Here is a 24,709-nt window from a genome sequence, read left to right as displayed (position 1 = left end):
ATACTAACTTGTAAGAGGGGCATTAAGAAGACCGCCGGTTTTTTTGTACAAGAAAATGAATCAGTGTTTTTTGAGGCTGTCGTTGCTTGCATATTCGGCTGCTCGGCACATGTCGTACACCAAACGGGGGTTTTCTTCAAAGGCATTGCCGACAACTACTATATCGGCGCCTGCATTCCATGCCTGTTGGGCTTGGAGAGCGCTGCGAATGCCACCACCTACAATCAGTGGTGCGCTTATGGCTTTGCGTACTTTTCTTATCATTGCCGGAGAGATGGGCTGCGAGGCACCACTGCCGGCATCCATGTAAATAATACGCATGCCCAGCATTTCGCCTGCCATGGCAGTACAGGCGGCAATGTCGCCTTTATTTTGCGGTATGGGCGTGGTATTGCTAATATAAGTTACAGTAGTGGGAGCGCCACTGTCGATGAGCATGTAACCGGTAGAGATAACCTCCAGTCCACTGCGTTTGAGGATAGGGGCTGCCAATACGTGTTGTCCTATGAGATAATCAGGGTTCCGCCCCGAAATCAGTGATAAGAATAGAATGGCGTCGGCTTCAGAATCGATGTGAAGATTACTTCCGGGAAAAAGTACTATAGGTATGTGGGTCGTTACGTTGCGTATCCATTCAATGACATGATGCAGGCGGTCGGAGACAATAAGGCTGCCACCTACAAAGAAAAAGTGAGCCCCTGCTTTGCAGGCGTGTGCTGCTAATAGCTGGCAACGCTCGTGGTCTGTGTCGTCCGGGTCAATAAGTACTGCCAGGGCTTTCTGCCCCTCTTTCTGAAGGGCTTGTATTTTGGGAAACACCATGCCCATTGGTTTTTGGATGAATGGTTTGTTCTGCGAATTTACGAATTTGTTTACTCAGTTCATGAGCCAGTAGATGCCCGGCTTCTTTTTGTAGATAATCCCAGAAGTAGTGCCATGCCTTCTTTTGCTTGGGCATTGGGGTATAAATAGGCATTTGCACCGCTTGTTGAGCAAGAGACTCAGGCGGTAGAGTAGGGTGTTTCTGCTTTTTCTTTTTAGATAAAAACCACTGTACGGCAGCCAGCACTGCAATCCCTACGGCAGCACCTATAGCCACTTTTTTAAGCTGTTGTTGCCAGTGGGCAGCCGTTTCAGCAGCCTGTTGTTTGATACTTTCTTCGTATTCGGCTTGCAGCTTTTTTAAAAGCAGTTTGCGCTCTTCTATCGAAAGACTTTGGTAAGCAGGGTCTTCAAGCAGTTGTTTAAGAGACATGGATATTTTCTTTTACTTTATCGACTAAACGCTGATAAAAAGGAAATTTTGTGCGAAAAAAGAAGAATAACAGTAGCAGCAACAACGACATCCCACCTACGATGAGAAAGCCCAAAAAGTCGCTATGCAACCGTGCATTTATCCAGAAAGCAATGCCCAGACTGATAAAGAGCAGGGCAGAAGAAAGCAAGCTGCTTATAAACAGCAGACTTACCAACGAGTGGGCAACCTTGTCTATGCGCTCTTCTATGTCGAGCTTGCCTTGCTCGTAGCGCAGCAGCAAATAATCTTTCAGCAGTTCCTTTAGTTCGCTCATGTTTGTGAAGGTATAAAAAATTGATATATCATTTCTTGGAGGATGGCGGTGTCGGAAGCGGGGGGAGCATCAACTCCTTTGGCGCGCTTGTCGGCTTCCAAGAGTACGCGCAGCATATGATACAATTCGGGCGCCTGATAATGCTTGCTTGCCTGCACATATTCCTTTACGAAGAAAGGATGGACGCCCAGCAGCGCAGCCAAAGCTTTCTCCGACTTGTCGGGGGCGTGGTGTACCAAAAGTAGTTGGTTGATGTAGCGGTAAAGCATGGCAATGGTAGGAATGGCAGGCATTGCCTTGGGGTTACGCGAGGCATAGTGTATAATCTTGAGGCACTGGGCTACCTGCTTTTGCCCTAAGGCTTTTTGTAGTTCAAACACATTATATTCACGGCTGATGCCCACATATTCGTAAACAGCCTGCGCTTTTATGATTTTATTGTCGTCTTCTTGAAAATTTAGCAGTATTTTGTCTATCTCATGGCTCAGGCGGCTCAAGTTGTTGCCTACCTGCTCAAAAAGCAACTGCACGGCTGCCGGTTCTATTTTTGCCCCTTTGCTTTGCACATATTGCTCAATCCACTTAGGAACTTGGTTGTCGTAAAGCGGTTTAGACTCTACAACGACTCCTTGTTTCTCAATGACTTTGTACACTGGCTTAGTTTTTTCGAAAAAGCCTCCTTTGTGGCACAAAACCAGCACGGTCGAAGCCAAAGGTGCTTGAGCATATCGTTCTAATAGTTTGAGGCTTTTGCTTTCTTTGAGGTCTTTGACCGCCTGAAATTCTTTGACAAGCACCAAACGGCGGTTGTACATCATAGGGAAGCTGCGTGCGTGATTGACAATATCGCCTACGCTTATGTCTTTGCCGTAAAGCACACTTTGGTTGAAGTCCCTCGCTTCGGGCGGCAGAAAAGAGTGCTCGAAGTATTGCGCTACTTGGTCTATAAAAAAATCTTCTTCTCCATGCAAAAGGTACATTGCTGCAACCTCTTTGCCGGATTGCAGTTGGGATAACACATCTTGGGCACTAACAATTGCCATAAATTTAAAAAGCGCTTTTAGCTGAATGAAACTTTTTGGCTAATTTACCAAAAACTGGAAGAATGCTTAAAAGTGCTTTTTCTTGTAAAATGACTTTCCATGTCGTACTTTTTTTGCTGCCTTTGTGGGCAGTCCGCTTAAGCTGGGCGCAGGGGTATATCTATGACTCGGTGGCTTATCATCGGGTGCCGGTTGTTGCTCCTTTAAATCGTGCTGCCCTGAACCAAGTGCCTCCTCGTTTTTCCTTGCGTGCTTATTGCCCTACGCCCCAAAATCAGGGTGACCGTGGCGACTGTGTGGGCTGGGCAGTTGCTTATGCGGCACGTACCATCTTGGCTGCCTGGCAAAAACGATGGACAGGGGAGGAAATCACGCGGAAAGCTTTTTCAGCTGCTTTTCTTTATGACCAAGTGAAGCCTATCACGGATTCGAACTGTATGGCAGGTGCTACCTTGCCGGCGGCTCTGAAGGTGCTTCAAGAGGTAGGGGCACTGCCGCGCTACCTGTATGGCGACTCTTGCCATCGGCAGCCCTTGCGCCCCGATTGGCTTTTGATGGCAGAAAGCAACCGTATTACACACTATCAACGCCTGTTCGATAGCGACTCACCTGCTAAATCAATCTATATTAAACGAAGCTTGGCAGCTGGCAAACCAGTAGTAGTGGGGATTCGTTGCTGCTCTTATTCTTTCTTATTCCCAGATAAAGAACTGTGGCAGCCACAAGCCAATGAAATCATGGAAGCAGGGCAGTCTTACGGTGGGCATGCTCTTACGGTAGTGGGTTATGACGACACGCGCTATGGAGGTGCCTTTGAGGTGATGAACAGCTGGGGGACCTCTTGGGGTAAGGGTGGTTTCTTGTGGATTCGCTACGAAGACATGGAGCGAATTTGCTTGGAAGCCTTTGAGTTGAGTGCGGAACTGCCAACACCGCTGCTAAAGGGCGAATTGATAGCGGAGACTACGGAGGGCAATCCTTTACGTTGGAGTAGGGAGGCGGCTTCCGGATACAGTCGTTTCGTGGCAGAAAGCGGAACTCAGCATACAAAGCCTCTTCTGTTGCGTGTATTGCTTGAAGCGCCTGCTTTCTTTTATGTGATTGGGATGGTGGGCAAGCAAGCAATTCCCCTTTTTCCTGCTAAAGGAGAAAGCGACTTTCTCAGTTACAGCGCCGCCGACCTGCCCGTGCCCATGCAAGTAAATGGGCAGCGAGTGGGGCGTTATGTCATCCTCATCAGCCATGAGGCGTTGCATCTTCCTTCTATTTGCCAACTGATTAGCCACAAACCAAGTGATGATGCTTTGCAAAGGCTGTTGCAAATTATATCGGTGCCGGCAGAACAGCTTGTGTATGGAACTAAAATCATATTTCGGCAGCAAAGTATGGAGCAAAAAGGCGTGCTTGCTGTTTCTTTGGTCGTAAGCAAGGAAGGTGAATGAAGATACATTAGTCGGAGTGTTTTAAACTATCGAGCAGATTTTAGCGTTTAAGCGACTAAAGCAAAAACTTTTTGTATATGAACGTGAAAAGAAATACTTCTTTGTTCTTTTGCTTTGCTTTTGCCTTGCTATGGACAGCCGCCTGCAACAAAAAGGACAAAAGCCCCAAGCCCGAAGATTGGCTTACAGCGGACCGGTGGTATGCCTACAGGGCAAGTGTGGCAGTAAGCATTGCCGGTGTGCCTATCGATAGCCTCGGCGAAGACACCACGCTTGACAGCATTGCCTTGGACTTCCAAAAAGACCGCACAGTTCGGCTCTTAGAGCTAACTCCACAGGGTACTTGGCAAGTAACTTCACAAGGTACATGGACACTAAGCGCCGATGCCAAAACGTTGGAAATAAAAAATTTGAGTTTCTTTTCACCGGCGGTTGATTCTCTACTGCAGGTATTCAATGTAGAGGTTCCGCAGCAATATCAGGTGCGAAAGCTCACTGCCGATGAGCTGGTGCTTTCCTCTAGTGTGAATACAAATGTGCCTTTGGCAGGTTTGCCGTTCCCCGTGCCAGTTGGCATACAGCTAACTATTTACTTCAACCATGAAAATCAACCTTAGAGGGGCATTTACCTTTGCCCGAATCCGTTATCGTTCGGGCGATTGGTACACCGACGAGCGCATGCCTGCCAATTTGTTGCACTCTTTGATTACCTACACTACTTTGCCCGTAGAGCCGGAAGAAAAGGTGGTGTCGCTCGAAAGCGATGAAATTTTTTACTATCCGTTTTGCTACATGAGTGGGCACCGCCTAGTAGAGTTTACCGATAAAGAGCGCCGCAACTTTGAACAGTATGTGCGCAATGGGGGCTTTGTTTTTGTCGATGATTGCAATCACGACATCGACGGCTTATTTGCCAAGTCTTTTGAAAGGCAGATGGCAAGCATCTTTGGGCGAGAAGCACTTCAAAAGCTGCCCAACAACCACCCACTTTATCGCTGCTTTTTTGACTTTCCCGAAGGACCGCCCCCCACTTCTTATGAGCTCAACGGCTGGGGCGATGACTTGGTGCACGACTACTTGAAAGCAATAAAAATTGACGGGCGTATTGGCGTACTCTACAGCAACAAAGACTATGGCTGTGAGTGGGATTATGACTATCGGAACAAACGTTTCTTGGTGGAAGACAACACCCGCTTTGGGGTGAACATTATCCTCTATGCTTTGATGCAATAAACAAAAAGTGTATTTTTGCCGCAAAAACGATGGAAAAACCCCAAGCGCAAGCCTGCATACGCATATTTGAGCAATCGATAGAAGACTATCACCGTCATGACGACGTGAATGCCCCCATGCAGAATCCCTATCCAGAAGGTAGTTTGGAGTACCTGCTTTACAAAAAAAACTGGATAGATACGGTTCAGTGGCACTTGGAAGACTTGATTCGTGACCCCGAAATAGCACCTGAAACCTTGGTGCAGTTGAAACGACGCATCGATGCTTCGAACCAAGAGCGCACCGATACTGTGGAGCAAATGGACGACTGGTTTTTGCACTACTTCGAGCAACAGAAGGTGGAGCGTAAGCCTCATGCCCGCATGAATTCCGAAACACCGGCGTGGCTCTTAGACCGCCTTTCCATCTTGATGTTGAAGATATACCACATGCGGGAACAGACCCTTCGCACCGATGTGGATGAAAATCACATTGCCAAGTGCCAACAGAAGCTGAACGTCTTGATGGAGCAAAAAGAAGATTTGGCGCGTTGTTTCGACGAGCTGGTAGAAGATATCCTAAACGGAGAGCGTTATATGAAGGTGTATCGCCAAATGAAGATGTACAATGACGCTTCTCTAAACCCTGTTTTGTATAAAAAAGCCAAATCATAAGCTTGTGCGTCTGCTGGTAGTTCGCTTTTCGGCAATGGGCGATGTGGCGCTCTTGCTGCCGGTGCTGGTGTCTGTGTTGCACCGCCACCCGCAGTTGCATATAGACCTGCTCACGCGTCCTAAGTTGGCATCCCTTTTTGAAGGCATTGAGCGTCTGCAGCCCTTGCCCGCCGATGTGGATAATGAGTACAAAGGCATGAGTGGGCTATGGCACTTGAGCCGTCGCCTGCCTCTCAGAGAGTACGATTGCCTGATAGATGCGCATCAGAATTTGCGAAGTAACATCATCAAAGCCATAGCACGCCTGCAAGGTGTGCGTTGTTTGAGCATTTCCAAAAACAGAACACAGCGGAAACGCTTTATCCGACAACGGGCTGCTTTTGCTCTGCCTCATGTTACTGAAATGTATGCCGCCCCCTTTCGGCAACTGGGCTTAGATGCCACTTTGCTTCCGCCGCCTTACATGCTTTTTTCAGCAGAGGAACAGGGTGCTTTAGACAATTTTTTGCATTCGCTTGACTTGCTGCCCCAAAAATCTGCATGGGTAGGTATTGCCCCTTTTGCGTTTCACGAAAACAAACAGTGGGGCGTGCATAAGGTAGAAAGTCTTTTGAGGCTCATAAGGCAGAGGTATCCGGAGTGGCGTATCTTTTTGTTTGGTGGAGGAAAAAAAGAGGCAGCTTTGATGGATGAGTTATGTGCGCTGTCGCCTTCACAAATAGTGAATATGGCAGGGCGCTTGTCGCTGCGCCAAGAATGGCATTTCATGCACCATCTGGATGCCATGCTCAGTATGGACTCTGCCAACATGCATTTGGCTGCACTGGCAGGCATCCCCGTAGTATCCATATGGGGTGCCACGCATCCAGCAGCAGGCTTTGCGCCCTTGTTTCAAGCCAAAGAAAACATCATACAACGCAAAGATTTGGATTGTCGTCCATGCTCTATTTTTGGAAGCAAGCCTTGTGTACGTGGCGATAAAGCTTGTATGGAAGGCATAGAGGCAGCGCAGGTCATGGCGCGCCTCGAGAAAGTAGTGCTTGCCTAAGAAGACATCTCTTGCAGCAGTGCCCTGTGTTCTTGCTTGATGAAATCCAGAAAAGGACGCAACGAGCGGTCGAGAATCTGGTACACTTCCTCAAAGTCGGACAAGTCGCCATAGTAGGGGTCTGGCACTTCTGACTGGGGCGCTACCGGGTCAAAGTCACGTATGAGCATGATTTTGCTTTTGGCACGGGGGTGGCTTTGTGCCAAGCGTTCCACCTCGCGCAGGTTGCTGCGGTCGGCTACTAAGATGTAGTCAAAGGTTTCGAAATCTTCCCGGTGAATTTGACGGGCACGGCTGTTGAGTAAAATGCCGTGTTTTTCGGCAATTTGACGTGTGCGGCGGTCTGGCAATTCCCCTATATGCCAAGAGCCAGTGCCGGCAGAGTCCACCATTATTTTACTCTCCAGTTTTTCTTCTTTGACGAGTTTTTTAAAGATTCCTTCTGCCATAGGTGAGCGGCAGATGTTGCCTAAACAAACGAACAATACTTTTATCATAGCTGTGTAGTTTTAAAGTTAACGGTTGAATTGGTTCATGGTTTGCACCGCCCCCACGTTAGCAAAGCTAAGTACTGCTTGCGCCGCTTTGTCTAAGATAGTTGGCAGTTGCTTCTGTTCTTCTTCACTAAAAGGCGACAAGACGTAGTCGGCTTGTTGCCCTTTGGGAAATTCATTGCCTATGCCTATGCGGAGCCGTGCGTACTGACTGGTTTGAAGCAGCTCTTCTATATTGCGCAAGCCATTGTGTCCGCCATGAGACCCTTGGGTGCGCAAACGCAGCTTCCCGAAAGGAAGGGCTATGTCATCTGTGATGACGAGCAGGTTTTCTATTGGTATTTTTTCCTGTTGCAGCCAATAGCGAACGGCTTTGCCGCTCAAGTTCATGTAGGTAGAAGGCTTCAGCAAAATGAGTTTTCGTCCCCGATGCGAAAGGGTAGCAAGCTCGCCATAGCGTTCGGTAGTGAAGGAAAGCGATTGAGAAGCCGCCAAGCGGTCCAGTACCATGAATCCTATATTATGGCGGGTGAAAAGATACTCACTGCCGGGGTTCCCCAGTCCTGCTATCAAATATTTCATCGCTTTTAAAAGTTCAGACTAACACAACAAATAGCAAAGATAGCAGTTTTTACAAGGCTATGAAAGCGATTCAGCCATAGCGAAGGCGGTTGAAGAGGCGTCGCCAAGGAGTTGGGCGATAATACCGGGCAACTGCCCGGAGGATGCGGCTATCCGGAGGCGGAAGCTCATCGGGCAACTTCACGGGGTGCGTAGAAAGCCAAGTGTTGAACTTGCGAGTATATAAGCGGAAGTGGGTGCTGTGCTTGGTATATACGTGGCGGCATTTGCTATGACGCGGATAGAGGCAGTATTTGCTTTGGCGGTAGAGGTTATAGCAAGCCCGTATAGCCCAAGAGTTATTTTCCCCTTTTTGTTGCTTGTAAAGCATGTAGGGCAAATCTTCGCCCCCTTCGGCAAAGCTGCGTCTTGCTTTTGGGTTTTGCCAGAAGTCTTCAAAATCAGAAACTTCCCAGTCTATGCTTTCCCAGCGGTCGTGCCAGATGCCCCACCCCCATGAAGAAAATCGGGGCGCAAGAAACAGGTCATGGGGATAATCGGCGGGCAAATGGATGGGAGGCGAATAGCCGCTCAAAGAAAACACCTGCTTCTGGTTCTTATACTTTTCCAAAGCGGTATTCATGAATGTGAGAAAGTCAGCGGTGCACTCTAAGTCGTCTTCTAATACAATGGCTTTGCCATATTCTGCAATCACAGAAGAGACCCCTTCTATGACAGCGCGCGCCAGTCCTTTGTGTTGCTGAGCTAAAAAGATGTGTTTGTGTGGGTGTTGCAGCGATTGCGCCTGTTGGTATGTTGCCATGACAGCAGCTTTTTCCTCGCTTTTTTTGGGGGCGTCGATGAATATGAAGACCTCGGAGTGCACCCATTCGGGCGTTTGCTCTAAACAAGCAAGTAAGTGTTGCAAGGAGGCGGGGCGTCTATAGGCAAAAATCACAATAGGAGCCAGACTCATATGTTCAGGCAGTTGTTTTCCTTGTAAAAGAAAGAAGTGCAAGAAAGCTCGGTGCTTATGGGTATCATACCATAGAAATCGAGTCGTTTGAAACCTTGTGAAACTAACCAAAGCAGACTTTCCTTATATTCTTCACGATTGCTGTTGTCCACAATGATTACCCCGTCTTCACTCAGGTGCTTGGGCGCTTCTTTGATGCACTCGTTGCGCATGATTCCATCGATGACAATCAAATGAAAAGGGGCAGGTACCTCGCGGATGGCATGAGGGTAGGAGGCGCCTGTACGATAAAGCACAGTAGCCTTTTCGGTTAGCTTGCTTTGCACCTGCTTTGCCCAGCTTTCATGATGCTCGACACTATACACTTCCGATACTTTGCGGGCAAAATAGCAAGTAGAACTGCCACTTCCGTACTCGAAGACTCGGAAGTGTTTTTGCAGTCGTTCATCTAAAAAAAGATAGGCAGCATAGGTAAACCACGGAATAGGGTGCCCTGCGGCATCTTCTGAGCGCTTGGAGTAGAACGAGCGAAACCAGCCCAAGTCTTTCAGTCCACTTTGAAGCAGTAAGTTAAGGGGAGCGCCCAACCGTAGCTTATTGAGTATCCACCATGCTGCTTTTTTTATTTTTTTTATCATCGACATAAAATACAGTATTTTGTGCGCGCAATTTAGAAAATAACTACATGGGAATTGTTATTCGCCAAGGGGCAAAGTATTCATTAGTCGCTTATGTGGGCGTATTGGTGGGGGCACTTACAAACCTCTTTTTGATGCCTGCTTTTCTGAGTCCGGAGCAAATTGGGGTTTTTCGGCAGATATTGGCAAACGCTACGTTGTTGAGCGCCATTGTACTTGCCGGCATGCCGCAGGTGATTGACCGCTTTCACCCTTATTTTGAAGGCAAGCGGCGCGATGCTTTCTTTTCCATGTCCATTGCTTATACACTCATGGCTTTTGCTGGGCTTAGCTTGCTGTTGTGGTGGGGCAAGAAGCTTTATCTGGGGCTTTATATTGACAAATCGCCGCATGTAGAGCTTTATTTTTACTATCTGTTTCCTTTGACTTTAGGCATAGCTTTTCAAAGCATCATAGAAGCGTGGTGTAGAGCATATTTGCGTATTGCTGTACCTGCTTTGTTTCGCGACTTCTTTTTGAAGGCGACCATTGCCTTATTAGTAGTGGCGGTGGGGGTGCATTGGATAGCCTTCGGACGTGTGTTCGACGCTGTAGCTGCCTATTATGTAATAGCTGTTTTGGGGCTTACGGCATACCTTTATCGCTTGCATCGTTTCCGCCTGTTTCCCGCCGGCTGGTGGGCTATAGTCCAGGGGCGTTTAAGAGAAATGATGGAATATGCTGTTTTTATTTTGATGGGCGGGCTAAGCATTGTGGTTGTGAATCAAGCCGATATTATGATGTTGGGGATGTTGTTAGGTGAAGCCGATACCGGCATTTATACAATTGCTTTCTTCATGGCAAATGTCATAGAGATACCACGACGGGCAATTTCACAAATTACAACTCCTTTGATTTCAAGGGCATGGGCAAAGCAGGCAATAGGAGAGCTATCAGAGTTGTATTGCCGTTCAGCAATCAATCAAATGCTGATAGGCGGCGCTTTGTTTTTGTTGATATGGCTTAACCGTAAGGAAATATTTGTCATTATGCCGCAAGGCGAGGTGTATCGTCAGGGCATGCAGGTATTGTTTTGGGTTGGCTTGGCGCGCTTCTTCGATATGGCTATGGGGGTGAACAACGAAATTTTGCTGCAATCGAGATATTACAAATTTGCTTTGCTTTCCAATATTTTGTTAGCTGTTTTGGTAATAGCCACCAACTGGTGGTTCATCCCTTGGATGGGCTTGGAAGGTGCCGCGTTGGCTACTTTCCTTTCCATGCTTGTTTACAATTTGCTGCGCAGTGTTTTTTTGTGGGTAAAGGTGCGTATTCATCCGTTCAGTAAGGAAAGTGCAGGGGCGGCGCTGGTTTTGTTGGCATTGTGGGCAGCGCTGGAATTGATGCCTTTGTTACCGGTGCAGACTCTTTTGGGGGCTTTTGTCAACGTACTGATTCGCTCAGGACTGTTGGTGCTCTTGTTGGCGGCGGCTATATGGAAGTGGCGCCTGTCTGCAGAGCTGGCAGACATAGCGGAAGCCTTCCTAAAGAAGCTAAGGCGTAGAGGATGATTGTCTGTAGTAACGGTAGGCATATTTGCGCAGCGACTCGCTTATTTCCTGCGGGTGCATGCCGCATTGAATAGCGGCTTTTACTGCTGCTTTGATAGCTCTTTTTTTTCCACCATTACGTTCCAGCCATAGTGCATGGGCATAATGTGCTTGGGCATTGTCGGGTTCCTGTTGTATCCAAAAATCGAGGTAGTCTTTGGCTTCTTTGTCTTTGCCTGCATGCAGCAGCAACTGGGCACGTTGTATGAAATAGGCGCTTTCATCACCTTGTTTGAGTATGGCTTGACTGTTGGCATAAAGGGCAGAATCCCACTGCTGACGTGCGGCATGATAGTCTGCCATAAACGCATAATAAACAGCCCGTTCGGGCGATAGGCTTATGGCAGCTTCTATATAAAGCAGAGCCTTTTCATATTGATTCTGGGCGGCACAAGCACGCGCTATGTCAAAATAATCGTCGGCTTGCAAGGGGTGATGCTGAGCGTAATGTTTCATCAGTTGTAAGCCACGTTCATAATTGCCGCTGCGTAGCGACAGCTTGGCGCAGTTATACACAATCTCAGCAGGGGCATAATCATGCTCTGCGGCTTGACACCAACACTCGGTAGCTTCGGTCCATTGCTCCTGACGGGCATACAGGTTGCCCAGCGCAATCCAGATGTCTGTTTGTCGGGGGCGTAGTTTTAGTGCCTCTTTAAAGGCTGCCTCTGCTTCTGCGTATCGATGGGTTTGAACATATAGCAAGCCCAAATAAAAATGGGCGCGGTAGTCTTGTGGCATGCAAGCCTGAGCCGCCTGCAGTTTTTGAATGCGTTGCTCCATAGCCCTATCGGGCAGTTGAAAATAGCAAAAAGCCTCTAAAAGGGTGGCACGGCATTTCCACTCATTGCGTTTGTTCTGCATGAGTTGCTGGCATAGCTGCAAGGCTTGCTCGTAATTGCCGGTGTAAAAATAGCTGCGTGCAAGCCCCCATAGTGCCGTAGGGGAGTTGGGGTTGTCTGCCAATGCCCGCTTGTAATGAAGGCTTGCCTGTTCGTAATCGCCTTCATACATTGCCATGAGGGCAGCCTGCAGATGGTCACTGTGCTGTGCTCGGCTGCTTGTAACAAGCAAACAAAGCCCACATACAAACAGTATAAAATGTCGCCTCCTTTTCATAAATAGATTTTTCCCAAAGCCTTGAGTTGCGCTGTATCCTCTTCTAAAAGATAACAAAAGTAGTGCGCAAAAACCGTAACTTTGGGCGTCTTATGTCGATAAATTGAAAAACTATGAGCGAGCCCACAGAACCTATCGTTTTGGACTTCAGCGATACCTCCATTGCTTTTGCTTCGAAATCCGATGCCGATTTGCAACGTATGCATTGGCTTTTTGGGATGATGAACCATCCGGCTTTGGTGGATGCCGGCACTTTTCTGGTAAAAACTACCCTTGCTTTGCCCTTTACCAAGCCCTTGACCCGCTTCATCGTCAGAGAGACGCTATTCAAACAATTTTGTGGGGGCGAGGATATCGATGATTGCTTGCCAGTCATCGAGCAACTGGCACAGTACGGCATAGGCACCATCTTGGACTATTCGGTAGAGGGCGAAAAGACCGAAGAAGGCTTTGAAAGAACCACTGCGGAGGTGTTACGCACCATTGATTTTGCTGCCCAACATCCGGCAGTGCCTTTTGCTGTTTTTAAAGTAACGGGCATTGCCCCCTTTACTTTGCTCGAAAAAGTGAGTAGCAAAGCTTCGCTTTCGGCAGAGGAAGAAAAACAATGGGTAGAAGTACAACAACGTGTGCACCGCCTTTGCGAAGCAGCTTATCACAAGGGGGTACGTATCTTCATCGATGCCGAAGAAACTTGGATTCAAGCTGCCATAGACCACCTTGCCTATGAGATGATGAAGCGTTTTAACCGCGAGCGGGCGGTTGTTTATAATACCTATCAGCTGTATCGGCGCGACGGGCTGCAGCTGCTGAAAGAAGCTTTTGCTTGGGCACAAGAACAAGGTGTGTACTTAGGGGCTAAGCTGGTACGTGGGGCTTACATGGAAAAAGAGCGTGAGCGCGCCCAAGAACTGGGCTACCCAGACCCCATACAGCCCAACAAGAAAAAGTGTGATGAAGATTATAATGCTGCTCTGCTTTTTTGCCTTGAGCGCATCGACAGAGTAGCCTTTTGTGCCGGTACTCACAACGAGCAGAGCTGCTTGTTGTTGGCACAAAGTATGCAAGAAAAAGACATAGCCCCGCAGGATGAGCGCATCTATTTTGCACAGCTCTATGGCATGAGCGACCATATATCGTTTAATTTAGCAAAAGCAGGTTACCGTGTGGCTAAGTATTTGCCCTACGGACCGGTCGATGCCGTAGTGCCTTATCTGATTCGTCGGGCAGAAGAAAATACTTCCATCAAAGGGCAAAGCAACCGCGAGTATCGTCTAATATCGGAAGAAATAAAACGCCGAAAAAAACGATGATTCGCTTTATGTCTCTACACAAAAACTATTATCTTTAAGAAAAACGGACGTCTGTTATGAAAAAACTGAAGCTAAGTGCATACACCTTGTTAGGGCTGTACGTTTTTTTACTGGCTGCTTGTTCCGGGAAAAAACAAAGCCCAGAGCATGTGCGCTATATCCCTGCCGATGCCCAATTTGTATTGGCGATGGATGCCCGTCGTATTATCAGCAAGAGCCTTCAGCCACAAGAACTTTTCAGCGAAAGCAACTTGAAAGAAATGGGCGCTTCCGACAAAGAAGCCAAACAGGTATCAGAGAGGGCAGAGCGTATTTTGAATTCAGGCATTGACTACGCCAACACCGTGTATGTGTTTGGGCAAACAGAAGGCGAGATAATAGCGGCATTGCTTGCGTTGGATGCCCCCGATAAGTGGAATAAAAATATACAGGACCCTGCTTTCTGGAAAAAGGTTTTTGATAAAGAGGCAGTACCTGCTCTCCAAAAAAAAGGGAAAGTAAAATATTTTGTACAAGAGGAAGATTGCGACCGCCTTGTGGTGGCTTGGGATGAACGCGCTTTACTGGTAGGGAATATTCATGTAGGCTGCAGCGAAACAGAAAAAGCCAATACTGCGCAAGCGCAGTTGCTCAATTTATTTGCATTGCCCAAAGAAAAGCAACTGTTTGAAAAGCAAGAGTCATTCAAGAAAGCACTGGAAGAGGGGGAAGATGTGGTCTTCTGGGCAGATTTGAATGTTGCCGACAAGCTGGATGCGTTCGATAATGTGGATGCAAGTACCAGAAAGTACCTGAAAGATGCTTCCTTTACACTGAATGTACGCTTTGATGATGGCTTGATACAGGCAGATGTAGCCTTTTTACCCTCGAAGGAATCCCTTCGGGAAATGCAGCTTTACTACAATAAAAAAATCAAAAAAGAGGTGCTTAAAATCCCCTACCAGAAGCCGGTGGCACTGCTTAGCTTTGCTATCGCAGAGGCAGCGCTCGACCAGATGGTAGAAAACCAAGCATTGAAAGACATAAACACCAATCTGGTGAAGGAAATAGGGCTCACTGCCGATGAGCTTATTGCAATGTGGGACGGTCAGTTTACCCTGGCACTCAATAGCTTTTCCGGCTTGCCCGAGCTTGCACTTGTTCTGGGGGTGCGCAACAACGACCTCTACAATAAAATGATGGCTTATACCACGCGAAAAGGATTTTTTACCAAGAAGCCCAACGCGCAGGGAGAAGTGTATCTGCTCATGGGCGGGGTAGCACACCTCTATAAAGACGCTAATTACTTGCGCATTGCTTCGGGTGCTTCTGAGTCAATTTGGAAAAGTGCCGATACCCCCGAAGTATGGACTTCTCAAATCCAAAAGTCTTCCTCTTTCATAGGCATTCGTGCCGAGCTGTTGGAGCAATTAGCAAAAAGCCGCTTGCTGAACAACGATGAAGCTAACGAAGTGATAAACCTTGCTGAGGAGTTGGTGATGTGGAGCCCCGGTTACGAGGATGGCAAAGTAAAAGGGCAAATGCGCCTTACCTTCCGTGAAAAAAACAAGAATGCACTTCTTATTTTGATAGATGTGGCAAAGACGATGGCGAAGAAAGCAAAAAAATATGATGAAGATGAGCCTTTAGCAAGAGGCATATTGCCTATGGAAGAAGTAGATGAAGAGGCTTTTGAAGAAGAACCAGTTTTTTAAGGCTACCACCCAAAACGCGGAGCGTTTATCCTTATGAAAATACGTATCGAGGGTTTGTTGCCTGCCCCCTTGGTAGGGCGCCAGCAAAGGCAATCACAAGTGTGGGAGCAGTCTTATGTTTTTGAAAGTGGAAAGTTTTATCAGATTTATTCTCCTTCGGGGCGTGGCAAGTCCACCTTTTTGCATATCCTTTATGGCATAAGAAAAGACTACGAGGGCAGTGTCTTTATCGATGAGCAACCCATCCGGAGCTTTTCACATAAAGAATGGGCACTGCTGCGCCAAAGACGCCTGTCTATTGTCTTTCAAGACTTGCGCCTGTTGACTTCGCTTACAGCTTGGGAAAACTTACAACTGAAAGCGGCACTTTATGCCACCGAACCAAGTCGGATAGCTGCTATGGCAGACCATTTGGGCGTAAAGCATCTGCTTTCACGTCGCGTAGCATCTCTTTCCTATGGCGAAAGGCAACGCATCGCCATCATACGGGCGCTCATCCAACCCTTTGATATGCTGTTGCTGGACGAGCCCTTCAGCCATCTGGATGAAGCAAACATCCAGCGGGTTGTACACCTCATCTACAGTCGCTGTCAAGAGCAGAATGCCGGTTTTATTCTGACTTCTTTGGGTTATGATTACCAAATGAGATTCGATGAAAAACTGCTGCTTGGATAAATTATGATACCACAATTCCGTTCCATCTCTCGAAGCAATGCCTTGAAGCTGGTGTTTAGAGCCTTCCGTGGGGGGCATGTGTGGGCTGCCATCGTGGGGTATGCCATTGGCTTGTGTTTGGTTTTGTTTACCCTGCAGCTGTATCTGACAATGCATGAGTTTTTTGAGTCCGGCAAGGCAAGCAACTACCTCATCCTCACTAAGGAAGTAACTTTGCTGAATACGGCTACCGGCGTGAGTGCAGCATTTACTCAAGACGAAATAGAAGATTTGCGGCGTCAGCCTTTTGTAAAACAAGTAGGGGCTTTTGAAAGCAACCACTTTGCTGCATGGACTTACGGCAACAAGACTTTGCCACTAAGCACGGAGCTCTTTTTTGAGGCTGTACCTGACCACTTTTTAGACGTGGAACCGCCCAATTGGCAATGGCGCGAGGGCGACCCTTTTGTGCCGGTGGTGGTGTCTAAGGAGTTTCTCAACCTCTATAATTTTGGCTATGCCCTGGCAAAAGGCTTGCCTCAAATAACGCCTGACTTGGTTTCTATGGCTCCTCCCTTACCCACCAAGCTCTATGGACCGGCAGGACAGCTGGTCGTGCAGATGAAAGTAGTAGGCTTTTCGGAGCGTATCCCTTCCATCCTTGTGCCTATGTCTTTCATGCGCTGGGCAAACCAACACTTGGCAGGCGAAGCCGCTGCCGATGGGATGCCCGCTCGTTTGTTAGTAAAAGTAACCAACAGTGGCGACCCTCGTTTGCTCGAGTATTTAAAACAGAAAGGGTGGGAAGTGAATCGTAGTCAACTGCAAACCGGGCGCTTGGGCACTGTGGCACTCATAGCCATGTCGGCGCTTGGCTTGGTAGGACTCGTTTTTATGATATTAGCCTTTTTAGTCTTTGTCTTGGCTTTTCGGGCTACCTTATTGGAAAAAAAGCCGGAGGTAGAACTCCTTTTGCTGTTGGGTTACGAACAGCGTTTTATCGAGGCGCACTTTTTGCGTCAATTTGCGCGCATGATTTTGTTGGTATTGTTGTTGTCAGCAGCTGGCTTGGTAGCGATTGGCTACGGCTTTGCCGACAAGATGGAAAAATATGCTATTGAACTACAGCTGTCTTTGCACCCTTTGGTGCTATTGGCGGCTTTGGTTTTGACTGCTGCCACTTTTTTACTGAACCAGTGGGCACTGCGCCGCATCATAGAGAAGATAGAAAAATAAACTTGTTCACTAAGCGTCTCCTTGCTCAAAAAGAAGCAAGGAGACGTGGAGCTTAATTTGTTGAAATTGAAGAAATAGAGGAGGTTTTTTTCTTTGACATTTTTTCCAGCGCTACAATCAATACAATGCCGACTATACAGCTCAGCAGGGCAAGCTCCAGTTGTGCGTCTTGCCCGTACAATTGCTCGTAGCTTGCTGGAAATACATTGCGGGTAAGCAAAGGTACTCCTTTCGAGTTCGTGCTTATCACCTCTTTCCATGGCCATATCTTATTGAGTGAGCCCAGCATAAAGCCGGCGAGAGTAGCCATAGTAGTCGAGGGAAAACGGTGCAGCAAGTGAGAAAGCAGACGCACAAAAGAAAGCAGCCCCACTACGCAGCCGGCAGCAAAAGTACCGATGACCTCTATGCGTAAACCTTTCAGTGCCTCTAAAATAAAAGTATATTTGCCCAGCAACACGAGGATGAAGCTTCCTGAAATGCCGGGCAAAATCATAGCACAGATGGCAATAGCCCCCGATATAAAAACAAACCACAGGCTGTTGGGCGTTTCGGCAGGCATGCTTGCCGTGAGCCAGTATGCCATGGCAGTACCCGCAGCAAAGGCAAGCCAACTACCTATATGCCAGTGTTTTATCTCTCTGCCCACCAACCACACTGAGGCGAGGATTAAGCCAAAGAAAAAAGACCAGACCACCACAGGGTGGTGCTGGAGAAGGTAGGTGATGAGGCGTGCCAAAGAAAGCAAGGCAGTGGCTATGCCCAGTAATAGGGGCAGCAGGAAACTGCCATTTATTTTATGCCAAAATTCTTTTAGACGGAAACGAAAAAGCAACTTCAAGGCTTCCGCATCGATGTTCTTGAGTGTGTCGATGAGTTCGGTATAGATGCCAGCAATAAGGGCGACAGTGCCACCCGATACGCCCGGTACTACGTCGGCACTGCCCATTGCTAAGCCCTTTAACCACAGTGTAAAAGCTCTACGATATTCTTTCATGAGGGTGCTTTATTCTTTGGGAAGGAAAAAGTCGAAAGTATCGCCGCGCAAACCCAGCCGTATAGTTTCCAGCGGGATGACTTCTTGGGGCGCTATGTTACCCAAATTTACATTCGGACCAATCAGCTTGATAAACCACACCTGTTGTGCTTTTTGAGGAGCTTCCCAGATGATTTTTTCGTAGGGGATAGAGTGCAATATCTCTTTTACCAAACCTTCGCGCACCTCACCCGACGAGCGGAACAATCCTACATTACCGGCTTCGCGTGCCTCGCCTATCACTTTCCATGCCCCTGCTTCCAGTTCTGCTTGCATCAGCTCTATCCACATGTAGGGCGGCATAATCTTGGAAGCATCTTTGGAACCGACTTCTGAAAGTACGGTTACCTGCTGCGACAATCGGCGGATGTACTCACATTTCTGCTCGTGGGGCATTTCTATCGAGCCGTCCGATACTTCGGCAAAAGTCATCTTGTATTTGTCCAGTACACGCAAATAGTCTTCAAACTGGTTGCGCACCACGAAAGCCTCGAAGAGCGTGCCGCCAAAATATACCGGAATACCCGCACTTTTGTACACTTGCAGTTTCTTTTCGAGATTGGGTGTAACATAGGAAGTAGCCCATCCGAGCTTTACCACATCTATATAGTCGCCGGCTGTTTCGAGCACATCCTCTACTTGACGTACACTCATGCCTTTGTCCATCATCATGGTAAGCCCTACTTCGCGGGGCTTTTGGGTGCGTTCTGGAATGTGTTTCAGCGTGTAATTCATAGCCACTATGTGTTTAAGATTAAAAAATGAAACATCTTCAATGAAGGTTATTCCCACTCAATGGTTGCTGGGGGCTTTGAGCTGATATCATATACTACACGATTGACACCTTTCACACGGTTAATAATGGTGTTGGATATATCGGCAAGCAGTTCATAGGGCAGGTGCACCCAGTCGGCAGTCATGCCGTCGGTGCTGTGCACCGCACGCAGTGCTACCACCTGCTCATAGGTGCGCTCATCGCCCATGACACCTACCGAATGGATGGGCAGCAGGATAGCACCGGCTTGCCATATCTTGTCATACCAACCGCTTCGGCGCAAGGCTTCAATATAAATATCGTCGGCTTCTTGCAGTATACGTACTTTCTCGGGAGTTACCTCGCCCAAAATACGAATACCCAAGCCCGGACCGGGGAAAGGATGTCGCCCAATGATGGCTTTGGGAAGCCCTAAAGCATAGCCTACTTCGCGCACTTCGTCTTTGAAGAGGCTGCGCAGCGGCTCTATCACTTTCAGCTTCATGCGTTCGGGCAAGCCGCCTACGTTGTGGTGCGATTTGATGGTTACAGACGGACCATTGACTGATACGGACTCAATGACATCCGGATAAATGGTGCCCTGTCCCAGCCACTTTACATCCTGGATTTTATGCGCTTCCTCGTCGAATATTTCAATGAAGGTGCGCCCGATGGCTTTGCGTTTGGCTTCGGGGTCGCTGATGCCGCGCAGGGCATCATAAAATTGTTGCTTGGCATCTACCCCTTTGATATTGAGTCCCAAGCCGCGGTAAGTCTCAAGCACTTGTTCGAATTCATTTTTACGCAGCAAGCCGTTGTCCACGAAAATACAATATAGGTTGCTACCTATGGCACGGTGCAGCAGCATCGCTGCTACTGAGGAGTCCACGCCACCCGAAAGCGCCATTACCACTTTGTCGTTTCCCAGCTGCTCTTTGAGACTGGCTACAGTCTGCTCTATGAAGGAAGCCGGTGTCCAACTTTGGCTGCACCCGCAGATGTTGACCACAAAATTGTGCAGCAATTGTTTGCCCTCCAATGAGTGAGTTACTTCCGGGTGAAACTGAATGCCGTAGGTTGGCTCACCTTCGATTTCATAAGCGGCAACGGGAATATTTTCGGTATGTGCCAGTATCTTGAAGTGGGGGGGGAGTTGCAAGATGCTGTCAGCATGTGACATCCATACCTGCGATGCCTTGGACATGCCCGCAAAAAGTGGATGCTCCGGTAGGTCTATTTGAAGGGTGGCTCGCCCATACTCTCTGATTTGGGAGGGAGCTACCTCGCCCCCTTCTTGGTGTGCCATCCATTGAGCGCCGTAGCAAATGCCCAGTAAGGGCACTTTGCCACGCCATTGCCTGGTATCTACCGTGGGGGCATTAGGGTCTTTTACAGAAAAGGGGCTGCCCGAAAGTACAATCCCTTTGACTTCCGAGTTTAGTGATACCGGGCGGTTGAACGGAAGGATTTCGCAGTAAACATGCAGCTCGCGTATGCGGCGCGCAATCAATTGAGTATATTGAGAACCAAAGTCGAGAACAATGATTTTCTCCATGACGGTGTGCAGCTATGGGGTTTGTTAAATGAAGAATGCGCAAAGATAAGAAGATTTCACACTTTTGTGCCCGAATTTCACACACAGCCCATGAATACATGGAGCAGAAGAAGCCATCAAAAAAAGTTGCTGAGCGCCAACCAAATAGCTCTGAAGGCACTGCACAGTAACCTGCGGGAGCGGGAGGGCATCGGTCGTTACTTAGGTGAATCTACCGCCAGCCTCTTTGCCTTGAATTAAGCTGCTGAAGCAATGCCTCGCTTCTCAAATATTGACTGCTGTGGAGTGGTGAAGTGGCAGTGGCGACAAGCTGCGCGCCATAGCTCGGCATTGGGTTGCCTCGCCTCTTTTCCAGCTCTTATCTGCTAAAGTACGACGCTCCCTGCCTGTAAATTGGGGTTTTATGAAAAAACTGGGCAAGATTTTTGCTTCAGTTACAAGAAAAGTTCTCCGGCGGCGTGGCTCAGTTTTCATGTTTCATGACGCTTTGCTTTTCTTTGGGTGCTTTTATGTTATGACATCAATTGATATCTTTGAGAATCACTAAAACACATTCCGTATGGCTTTAGAGTCAAAAAACAAAGTAGACCCGGCTTTTAGCCTTTCTTCTATGACGGATGTCATCTTCTTGCTGCTGATTTTCTTTATGCTGACTTCCTCGGCAGTAACACCTACCGGGGTGCCGATAAGCACGCCCACAAGTAAGAGTGTGAAGATAGAAATGCAGAAAGTAGCCGTAACCATTACCAAAGACTTGCGGTTTTTTGTAAACGGGCAAGCAGTGAGTGACATGGAAATGTTGGAGATGCGCTTGCGACAATTGCTTTCTACACAACAGGAGGGCGAAGGGGTCGTTGTGCTGCATATAGATAAAGAAGTACCTACGCAATACTTGGTAGAAGTGGCAGGCATTGCCAACAGTCTGAAGGCGCGCGTATCGGTAGCAGCCCAACCGAAGTAAGCATACAATTCAAGCTAAGAGGCATGGTACAAGAGAAAGAACCATTGGAAAAAATAGAAAAGACAAGCAGACGTACGGCTTTCATCGTATCCTTGGTGGTACACGTGCTTATAGTCACTTTGTTTTTCTTTATTTATGCGTGGGAGCCCCCCATACCCCCGCCACCCGAGTATGGCATAGAGCTATCATATGGAAGCGATGAAGAAGGGCAGGGTGAAAATCCTCGTTTTGTGCCTACGCAAGAAAGACAAAGCGAAGATTTACCGGAGGAAAGTGCCACCCCAAACGAAGCTGTAGAAACACCCAGCCAGCTGCCCGAAGCAGAGGTGAGTGTGCCGCAAAAAGCACCCGAAACCAAGCCACAGTTGCCTAAAGACCAGCCTAAGCAAGCCGAGCCAGAGCCTCAACCCAATCCTAAAGCCCTATTTAATCCGGAGGGTAGTGGCACCGGCAAGGGAGATGATGGCAAAGAGGGAATCAAAGGGCGCAGCGAAGGCACTCTGGATGGTAGGGGCTTGTATGGCGGTGGAGAGGGCGGCTTTAGCCTTACCGGCTTGGACGGCTGGAAGCTCAGTTGCAATAATTTGCAAGTCAACGACAATTCAGGTGAAGAAGGTTTTATTACTTTTGAAATTATCGTTGACGAAGACGGTTACCTGCAAACCATCACCACCAAGCAATATAATGTAAGCCCTCGAGTAGTTGCTTTGTATAAAAGAGCCCTGGAAGAGCAGATTGAAGGCTGCTTGGTACGCAGCTCAGCGCGTGTTCCCAGCCGTGCGCGCGGCACCATTACCTTCCGTTTGAAGTCAAAGTAGTACCTTTGCACAAAAAAGTAATCATGAGCAAAAGACAAGAATCTATCCAATTATACGTTACGCTGGATGAGCACAACGTGTGTGAGTCTATTCGTTGGGAGGCAACCCAACAGCCCGACGACGCCCATCAAGATGCCAAAGCTTTTTCATTGGCTATCTGGGATGGTACCGGCAGCGGCACTTTGAAAATAGACTTGTGGAACAAAGAAATGAATGTGATTGAAATGAAGCGTTTTTGCATAGAAACCATCGCTACCATGGCAGACACCTTGCGCAAAGCTACCGGCGATGAGCTGATGGCAATGGAAATAGAGAACTGCTGCAAGCGCTTGGATGAGCGCTTGCTTCAAGAGATGCGCAGCATGAATATGAAATAATTGGCTACTATTGGACGACTCCGGTCCTGAAATAAAAAAGCCGCCCATATCCGGCGGCTTTTTGTTTATTGTTTATTTAGACGGCGTGTTTTTCGTTTGGGTTTGGCTTCTGTGTCCTCTGCTTCTTCCACGTCGGCAAGGATGCGCCCACAGTGCTCACAAACAATGATTTTTTTCTTTTCTTTTATTTCCAGTTGTCGTTGAGGAGGCACTTGGTTGAAACAACCGCCACAAGCATCTCGGGTAACCACCACCACTGCCAAGCCGTTGCCCGCATTCTTGCGCAACTTTTCATAAGCAGTATATAGGCGCTCTTCGATTTGCTTGATTTGCTTTTCACGGTTTTTCTTGAGATTTTTCTCTTCTTCTTCGCTTTCGCTCATGATTTGCTCGAGCTCTTGCCTTTTATTTTCCAGGTCTATGCTGCGCTCGTCAATGATTTTCTGCACTTCTGCAATCTCCTCCTTCTTTGTTTTGATTTTTTCGCTTAGTTCTTTGATTTTCTTATCGCAAAGTACAATTTCGAGTTCTTCGCTTTCTATCTCGCGGCTGATGGCTTCATATTCGCGGTTGTTGCGAATATTCATTTGCTGGTTTTTATACTTCTCGATGCGCAGCTCGCACTCTTTTTTGGTTTGTTTCAGCTCTTTGATTTCCGCCTCCCATTCCTTAATCATGGCTTCGAAGCGGCTGATGCGGGTCTTATATCCTTCTATCTCGTCTTCGAGGTCTTGCACCTCACGGGGCAGGTCTCCACGCATTTTATAGATTTCATCCAGCTGTGAGTCGATTTCTTGTAGAGTTAAAAGCGCTTCTAACTTTTCTGCAACTGTTTTTTCCATCGCTTAAAAGTAATTTATGGGGTTGGTACTGATTTCCGAAATGCAAAGTGCAATATTACGAATTTTTGAGGACAAGTAAGCGTGAATCAATTCTTTTGTATGCACTTCGCTTTCGTAATGTCCAATGTCGAGTATCATCATTTCGCCCTCGGCATCGAAGAACTCATGATACTTTACATCGGCGGTGATGTAGGCATCGGCACCTTGCCGGCGGGCAGTGTGGATAAGAAAAGCGCCGCTGCCGCCGCACACTGCCACCCGGCGAATATGTGATTTGTGGGTTTGTGTGTAGCGGATGACATGCACTGGCAGCTTGTTTTTTACGTATTGAAGAAAGTCGGTAGGGGAAAATGCCTCGTTTAGCTCACCTATGGCGCCGCTACCTACCTCTTGATTGTAGTTCTCTAAGCGGTGTACATAATAGGCTACTTCTTCGTAGGGGTGCGCCATTCGCATGGCGGTTAGTATTTGTGTTTGAAGATGTGCCGGATAAATCACCTCTATGCGTTCTTCCTCTACTTCTTCGAGCCCACCGCCTGCCTGCCCTATGAAAGGGTTGGCTTGCTCGTTGGGTTGGAAGGTGCCCAAGCCTTTTGTTCGAAAGCTACAGTTTTTATAGTTGCCGATTTGCCCGGCACCGGCTGCATGCAGCGCTTCGCGCACTTGTGCCGAATGAGAGAGCGGGCAAAAAACCACCAATTTTTCCAGTGTATGGGTCTTAGGTTGAAGAATCCTTATGTTTTGTAAGCCCAAGCGGGCAGCCAAACTATGACTTACGCCATAATAAACATTGTCTAAGTTGGTGTGAACGGCATAAATCGCAATGCCTTTTTGAATAGCCTTAATAACGACTCGCTCTACGTAGTTGGCACCGGTAAGACTTTTAAGCCCTTTGAATACAATAGGATGATGTGCTATGACAAGGTTGCATCCTTTTTCTATGGCTTCTTCCACAACGGATTCTGTGCAGTCAAGTGTGATGAGCACACCACGCACTTCTTCTTGCGGGTTGCCGCAAATGAGCCGGGCATTATCATAGCTTTCTTGATAAGCAGCGGGTGCAAACGCTTCTATTATCTTGCAAATATCTGATACCTTCATT

Annotated in this window: 29 protein-coding genes; 14 read left to right on the top strand and 15 right to left on the bottom strand. The window is 47.8% G+C overall.

All coding sequences use genetic code 11. The features are described 5' to 3' along the window. Positions 1 to 60: 60 nt before the first annotated feature. Genes FHS56_RS04550 through holA form a run of 4 tightly spaced genes read right to left on the bottom strand, consistent with a single transcriptional unit; the run spans position 61 to position 2,614 of the window. On the bottom strand, positions 61 to 822 hold the full coding sequence (locus tag FHS56_RS04550; protein WP_243844141.1) for a geranylgeranylglyceryl/heptaprenylglyceryl phosphate synthase: 762 nt from the start codon (positions 820 to 822) through the stop codon (positions 61 to 63). Beyond that, positions 758 to 1,255 (bottom strand): hypothetical protein, encoded by a 498-nt coding sequence (locus FHS56_RS04545; RefSeq protein WP_166918668.1) that lies wholly within the window; start codon positions 1,253 to 1,255, stop codon positions 758 to 760. The genes FHS56_RS04550 and FHS56_RS04545 overlap by 65 nt, the downstream gene beginning before the upstream one ends. Further along, the gene (locus tag FHS56_RS04540) at positions 1,245 to 1,571 is read right to left on the bottom strand and encodes a hypothetical protein (RefSeq protein ID WP_166918667.1); all 327 of its coding nucleotides are present in this window, start codon (positions 1,569 to 1,571) and stop codon (positions 1,245 to 1,247) included. Before FHS56_RS04540 ends, FHS56_RS04545 begins: the two co-directional genes overlap by 11 nt. After that, on the bottom strand, positions 1,568 to 2,614 hold the full coding sequence (gene holA, locus FHS56_RS04535; RefSeq protein WP_166918666.1) for a DNA polymerase III subunit delta: 1,047 nt from the start codon (positions 2,612 to 2,614) through the stop codon (positions 1,568 to 1,570). The genes FHS56_RS04540 and holA overlap by 4 nt, the downstream gene beginning before the upstream one ends. 89 nt (positions 2,615 to 2,703) lie before the next feature. Between holA and FHS56_RS04530 the strand changes: the two genes are divergently transcribed. From FHS56_RS04530 to FHS56_RS04510, 5 genes are all read left to right on the top strand, one after another. Beyond that, positions 2,704 to 4,056, top strand: coding sequence for a C1 family peptidase (locus FHS56_RS04530; RefSeq protein ID WP_166918665.1), 1,353 nt, complete (start codon positions 2,704 to 2,706; stop codon positions 4,054 to 4,056). Between the two features lie 77 nt (positions 4,057 to 4,133). Then, positions 4,134 to 4,673, top strand: a complete 540-nt coding sequence (locus FHS56_RS04525) for a hypothetical protein (protein WP_166918664.1) — start codon at positions 4,134 to 4,136, stop codon at positions 4,671 to 4,673. Further along, the gene (locus FHS56_RS04520) at positions 4,657 to 5,289 is read left to right on the top strand and encodes a DUF4159 domain-containing protein (protein WP_166918663.1); all 633 of its coding nucleotides are present in this window, start codon (positions 4,657 to 4,659) and stop codon (positions 5,287 to 5,289) included. The genes FHS56_RS04525 and FHS56_RS04520 overlap by 17 nt, the downstream gene beginning before the upstream one ends. Positions 5,290 to 5,318: 29 nt before the next feature. Continuing rightward, positions 5,319 to 5,942 carry a DUF4254 domain-containing protein gene (locus FHS56_RS04515; RefSeq protein WP_166918662.1) on the top strand — a complete coding sequence of 208 codons (624 nt, stop codon included), beginning with the start codon at positions 5,319 to 5,321 and terminating at the stop codon, positions 5,940 to 5,942. A 4-nt stretch (positions 5,943 to 5,946) separates the two neighbouring features. Continuing rightward, a complete protein-coding gene (locus FHS56_RS04510; protein ID WP_166918661.1) occupies positions 5,947 to 6,990 on the top strand; it encodes a glycosyltransferase family 9 protein in 1,044 nt (347 codons plus the stop codon). Here the strand turns inward: FHS56_RS04510 and FHS56_RS04505 are convergent. The 4 genes from FHS56_RS04505 to FHS56_RS04490 form a co-directional block, all read right to left on the bottom strand. Beyond that, on the bottom strand, positions 6,987 to 7,487 hold the full coding sequence (locus tag FHS56_RS04505) for a low molecular weight protein-tyrosine-phosphatase (RefSeq protein WP_166918660.1): 501 nt from the start codon (positions 7,485 to 7,487) through the stop codon (positions 6,987 to 6,989). The two genes, FHS56_RS04510 and FHS56_RS04505, sit on opposite strands and share 4 nt — an antisense overlap. A gap of 18 nt (positions 7,488 to 7,505) precedes the next feature. After that, positions 7,506 to 8,066, bottom strand: coding sequence for an aminoacyl-tRNA hydrolase (gene pth / locus FHS56_RS04500; RefSeq protein ID WP_166918659.1), 561 nt, complete (start codon positions 8,064 to 8,066; stop codon positions 7,506 to 7,508). Between the two features lie 70 nt (positions 8,067 to 8,136). Then, positions 8,137 to 9,021 (bottom strand): glycosyltransferase family protein, encoded by an 885-nt coding sequence (locus FHS56_RS04495; RefSeq protein WP_166918658.1) that lies wholly within the window; start codon positions 9,019 to 9,021, stop codon positions 8,137 to 8,139. Continuing rightward, a complete protein-coding gene (locus FHS56_RS04490; protein WP_166918657.1) occupies positions 9,018 to 9,665 on the bottom strand; it encodes an O-methyltransferase in 648 nt (215 codons plus the stop codon). Before FHS56_RS04490 ends, FHS56_RS04495 begins: the two co-directional genes overlap by 4 nt. Before the next feature lie 41 nt (positions 9,666 to 9,706). Between FHS56_RS04490 and FHS56_RS04485 the strand changes: the two genes are divergently transcribed. After that, positions 9,707 to 11,209: a lipopolysaccharide biosynthesis protein gene (locus FHS56_RS04485; protein ID WP_166918656.1), complete on the top strand. Its 1,503-nt coding sequence runs from the start codon at positions 9,707 to 9,709 to the stop codon at positions 11,207 to 11,209. Here the strand turns inward: FHS56_RS04485 and FHS56_RS04480 are convergent. Continuing rightward, complete coding sequence (locus FHS56_RS04480) at positions 11,192 to 12,367, bottom strand: tetratricopeptide repeat protein (protein WP_166918655.1); 1,176 nt, start codon at positions 12,365 to 12,367, stop codon at positions 11,192 to 11,194. The genes FHS56_RS04485 and FHS56_RS04480 overlap by 18 nt on opposite strands. Positions 12,368 to 12,480: 113 nt before the next feature. Here FHS56_RS04480 and FHS56_RS04475 point away from each other — a divergent pair, with 113 nt between their 5' ends. Genes FHS56_RS04475 through FHS56_RS04460 form a run of 4 tightly spaced genes read left to right on the top strand, consistent with a single transcriptional unit; the run spans position 12,481 to position 17,264 of the window. Beyond that, the gene (locus FHS56_RS04475) at positions 12,481 to 13,680 is read left to right on the top strand and encodes a proline dehydrogenase family protein (protein WP_166918654.1); all 1,200 of its coding nucleotides are present in this window, start codon (positions 12,481 to 12,483) and stop codon (positions 13,678 to 13,680) included. A 56-nt stretch (positions 13,681 to 13,736) separates the two neighbouring features. Next, on the top strand, positions 13,737 to 15,374 hold the full coding sequence (locus FHS56_RS04470; protein WP_166918653.1) for a DUF4836 family protein: 1,638 nt from the start codon (positions 13,737 to 13,739) through the stop codon (positions 15,372 to 15,374). A gap of 33 nt (positions 15,375 to 15,407) precedes the next feature. Next, positions 15,408 to 16,049, top strand: a complete 642-nt coding sequence (locus FHS56_RS04465; protein WP_166918652.1) for an ATP-binding cassette domain-containing protein — start codon at positions 15,408 to 15,410, stop codon at positions 16,047 to 16,049. Positions 16,050 to 16,052: 3 nt separating this feature from the next. After that, positions 16,053 to 17,264: an FtsX-like permease family protein gene (locus FHS56_RS04460; RefSeq protein ID WP_166918651.1), complete on the top strand. Its 1,212-nt coding sequence runs from the start codon at positions 16,053 to 16,055 to the stop codon at positions 17,262 to 17,264. A gap of 52 nt (positions 17,265 to 17,316) precedes the next feature. On the opposite strand, the gene FHS56_RS04455 is transcribed toward FHS56_RS04460, so the two are convergent. The 3 genes from FHS56_RS04455 to guaA are packed head-to-tail and all read right to left on the bottom strand — an operon-like array spanning position 17,317 to position 20,609. After that, positions 17,317 to 18,261, bottom strand: a complete 945-nt coding sequence (locus tag FHS56_RS04455) for a DUF368 domain-containing protein (RefSeq protein ID WP_208409625.1) — start codon at positions 18,259 to 18,261, stop codon at positions 17,317 to 17,319. Positions 18,262 to 18,270: 9 nt separating this feature from the next. Continuing rightward, a complete protein-coding gene (locus tag FHS56_RS04450) occupies positions 18,271 to 19,035 on the bottom strand; it encodes a phosphosulfolactate synthase (RefSeq protein ID WP_166918650.1) in 765 nt (254 codons plus the stop codon). 47 nt (positions 19,036 to 19,082) lie between these two features. Further along, on the bottom strand, positions 19,083 to 20,609 hold the full coding sequence (gene guaA, locus FHS56_RS04445; protein ID WP_166918649.1) for a glutamine-hydrolyzing GMP synthase: 1,527 nt from the start codon (positions 20,607 to 20,609) through the stop codon (positions 19,083 to 19,085). 90 nt (positions 20,610 to 20,699) lie between these two features. Between guaA and FHS56_RS04440 the strand changes: the two genes are divergently transcribed. Next, positions 20,700 to 20,849 carry a hypothetical protein gene (locus FHS56_RS04440; protein ID WP_166918648.1) on the top strand — a complete coding sequence of 50 codons (150 nt, stop codon included), beginning with the start codon at positions 20,700 to 20,702 and terminating at the stop codon, positions 20,847 to 20,849. Positions 20,850 to 20,873: 24 nt separating this feature from the next. Here FHS56_RS04440 and FHS56_RS04435 read toward each other — a convergent pair whose 3' ends face one another. Then, the gene (locus FHS56_RS04435; protein ID WP_166918647.1) at positions 20,874 to 21,083 is read right to left on the bottom strand and encodes a hypothetical protein; all 210 of its coding nucleotides are present in this window, start codon (positions 21,081 to 21,083) and stop codon (positions 20,874 to 20,876) included. Between the two features lie 85 nt (positions 21,084 to 21,168). Between FHS56_RS04435 and FHS56_RS04430 the strand changes: the two genes are divergently transcribed. Genes FHS56_RS04430 through gldC form a run of 3 tightly spaced genes read left to right on the top strand, consistent with a single transcriptional unit; the run spans position 21,169 to position 22,765 of the window. After that, positions 21,169 to 21,570, top strand: a complete 402-nt coding sequence (locus tag FHS56_RS04430) for an ExbD/TolR family protein (RefSeq protein WP_166918646.1) — start codon at positions 21,169 to 21,171, stop codon at positions 21,568 to 21,570. A 23-nt stretch (positions 21,571 to 21,593) separates the two neighbouring features. Then, entirely contained in the window at positions 21,594 to 22,388 is a 795-nt protein-coding gene (locus FHS56_RS04425) for a Sec62 family protein translocation protein (protein WP_166918645.1), read from the top strand. Positions 22,389 to 22,411: 23 nt separating this feature from the next. Further along, positions 22,412 to 22,765, top strand: a complete 354-nt coding sequence (gldC, locus tag FHS56_RS04420) for a gliding motility protein GldC (RefSeq protein WP_166918644.1) — start codon at positions 22,412 to 22,414, stop codon at positions 22,763 to 22,765. 65 nt (positions 22,766 to 22,830) lie between these two features. Here the strand turns inward: gldC and FHS56_RS04415 are convergent, their stop codons facing one another. Continuing rightward, entirely contained in the window at positions 22,831 to 23,607 is a 777-nt protein-coding gene (locus FHS56_RS04415; RefSeq protein WP_166918643.1) for a zinc ribbon domain-containing protein, read from the bottom strand. A gap of 3 nt (positions 23,608 to 23,610) precedes the next feature. Beyond that, positions 23,611 to 24,708, bottom strand: a complete 1,098-nt coding sequence (locus tag FHS56_RS04410) for a Nif3-like dinuclear metal center hexameric protein (protein ID WP_166918642.1) — start codon at positions 24,706 to 24,708, stop codon at positions 23,611 to 23,613. Position 24,709 lies beyond the last annotated feature (1 nt).

It is taken from the genome of Thermonema lapsum (genome assembly GCF_011761635.1).
GTDB lineage: Bacteria > Bacteroidota > Bacteroidia > Cytophagales > Thermonemataceae > Thermonema > Thermonema lapsum.
Note: the sequence above shows the minus strand (reverse complement) of the source record. Positions and strands in the feature narration are given on the sequence as shown.

Bases quoted from the DNA above. Each gene is read 5' to 3' on its own strand.
- FHS56_RS04550 (WP_243844141.1), bottom strand. From the start codon at position 822: ATGGTGTTTCCCAAAATACAAGCCCTTCAGAAAGAGGGGCAGAAAGCC.
- FHS56_RS04545 (WP_166918668.1), bottom strand. From the start codon at position 1,255: ATGTCTCTTAAACAACTGCTTGAAGACCCTGCTTACCAAAGTCTTTCG.
- FHS56_RS04540 (WP_166918667.1), bottom strand. From the start codon at position 1,571: ATGAGCGAACTAAAGGAACTGCTGAAAGATTATTTGCTGCTGCGCTAC.
- holA (WP_166918666.1), bottom strand. From the start codon at position 2,614: ATGGCAATTGTTAGTGCCCAAGATGTGTTATCCCAACTGCAATCCGGC.
- FHS56_RS04530 (WP_166918665.1), top strand. From the start codon at position 2,704: ATGACTTTCCATGTCGTACTTTTTTTGCTGCCTTTGTGGGCAGTCCGC.
- FHS56_RS04525 (WP_166918664.1), top strand. From the start codon at position 4,134: ATGAACGTGAAAAGAAATACTTCTTTGTTCTTTTGCTTTGCTTTTGCC.
- FHS56_RS04520 (WP_166918663.1), top strand. From the start codon at position 4,657: ATGAAAATCAACCTTAGAGGGGCATTTACCTTTGCCCGAATCCGTTAT.
- FHS56_RS04515 (WP_166918662.1), top strand. From the start codon at position 5,319: ATGGAAAAACCCCAAGCGCAAGCCTGCATACGCATATTTGAGCAATCG.
- FHS56_RS04505 (WP_166918660.1), bottom strand. From the start codon at position 7,487: ATGATAAAAGTATTGTTCGTTTGTTTAGGCAACATCTGCCGCTCACCT.
- pth (WP_166918659.1), bottom strand. From the start codon at position 8,066: ATGAAATATTTGATAGCAGGACTGGGGAACCCCGGCAGTGAGTATCTT.
- FHS56_RS04495 (WP_166918658.1), bottom strand. From the start codon at position 9,021: ATGAGTCTGGCTCCTATTGTGATTTTTGCCTATAGACGCCCCGCCTCC.
- FHS56_RS04490 (WP_166918657.1), bottom strand. From the start codon at position 9,665: ATGTCGATGATAAAAAAAATAAAAAAAGCAGCATGGTGGATACTCAAT.
- FHS56_RS04485 (WP_166918656.1), top strand. From the start codon at position 9,707: ATGGGAATTGTTATTCGCCAAGGGGCAAAGTATTCATTAGTCGCTTAT.
- FHS56_RS04480 (WP_166918655.1), bottom strand. From the start codon at position 12,367: ATGAAAAGGAGGCGACATTTTATACTGTTTGTATGTGGGCTTTGTTTG.
- FHS56_RS04475 (WP_166918654.1), top strand. From the start codon at position 12,481: ATGAGCGAGCCCACAGAACCTATCGTTTTGGACTTCAGCGATACCTCC.
- FHS56_RS04470 (WP_166918653.1), top strand. From the start codon at position 13,737: ATGAAAAAACTGAAGCTAAGTGCATACACCTTGTTAGGGCTGTACGTT.
- FHS56_RS04465 (WP_166918652.1), top strand. From the start codon at position 15,408: ATGAAAATACGTATCGAGGGTTTGTTGCCTGCCCCCTTGGTAGGGCGC.
- FHS56_RS04460 (WP_166918651.1), top strand. From the start codon at position 16,053: ATGATACCACAATTCCGTTCCATCTCTCGAAGCAATGCCTTGAAGCTG.
- FHS56_RS04455 (WP_208409625.1), bottom strand. From the start codon at position 18,261: ATGAAAGAATATCGTAGAGCTTTTACACTGTGGTTAAAGGGCTTAGCA.
- FHS56_RS04450 (WP_166918650.1), bottom strand. From the start codon at position 19,035: ATGAATTACACGCTGAAACACATTCCAGAACGCACCCAAAAGCCCCGC.
- guaA (WP_166918649.1), bottom strand. From the start codon at position 20,609: ATGGAGAAAATCATTGTTCTCGACTTTGGTTCTCAATATACTCAATTG.
- FHS56_RS04440 (WP_166918648.1), top strand. From the start codon at position 20,700: ATGAATACATGGAGCAGAAGAAGCCATCAAAAAAAGTTGCTGAGCGCC.
- FHS56_RS04435 (WP_166918647.1), bottom strand. From the start codon at position 21,083: ATGAAAACTGAGCCACGCCGCCGGAGAACTTTTCTTGTAACTGAAGCA.
- FHS56_RS04430 (WP_166918646.1), top strand. From the start codon at position 21,169: ATGGCTTTAGAGTCAAAAAACAAAGTAGACCCGGCTTTTAGCCTTTCT.
- FHS56_RS04425 (WP_166918645.1), top strand. From the start codon at position 21,594: ATGGTACAAGAGAAAGAACCATTGGAAAAAATAGAAAAGACAAGCAGA.
- gldC (WP_166918644.1), top strand. From the start codon at position 22,412: ATGAGCAAAAGACAAGAATCTATCCAATTATACGTTACGCTGGATGAG.
- FHS56_RS04415 (WP_166918643.1), bottom strand. From the start codon at position 23,607: ATGGAAAAAACAGTTGCAGAAAAGTTAGAAGCGCTTTTAACTCTACAA.
- FHS56_RS04410 (WP_166918642.1), bottom strand. From the start codon at position 24,708: ATGAAGGTATCAGATATTTGCAAGATAATAGAAGCGTTTGCACCCGCT.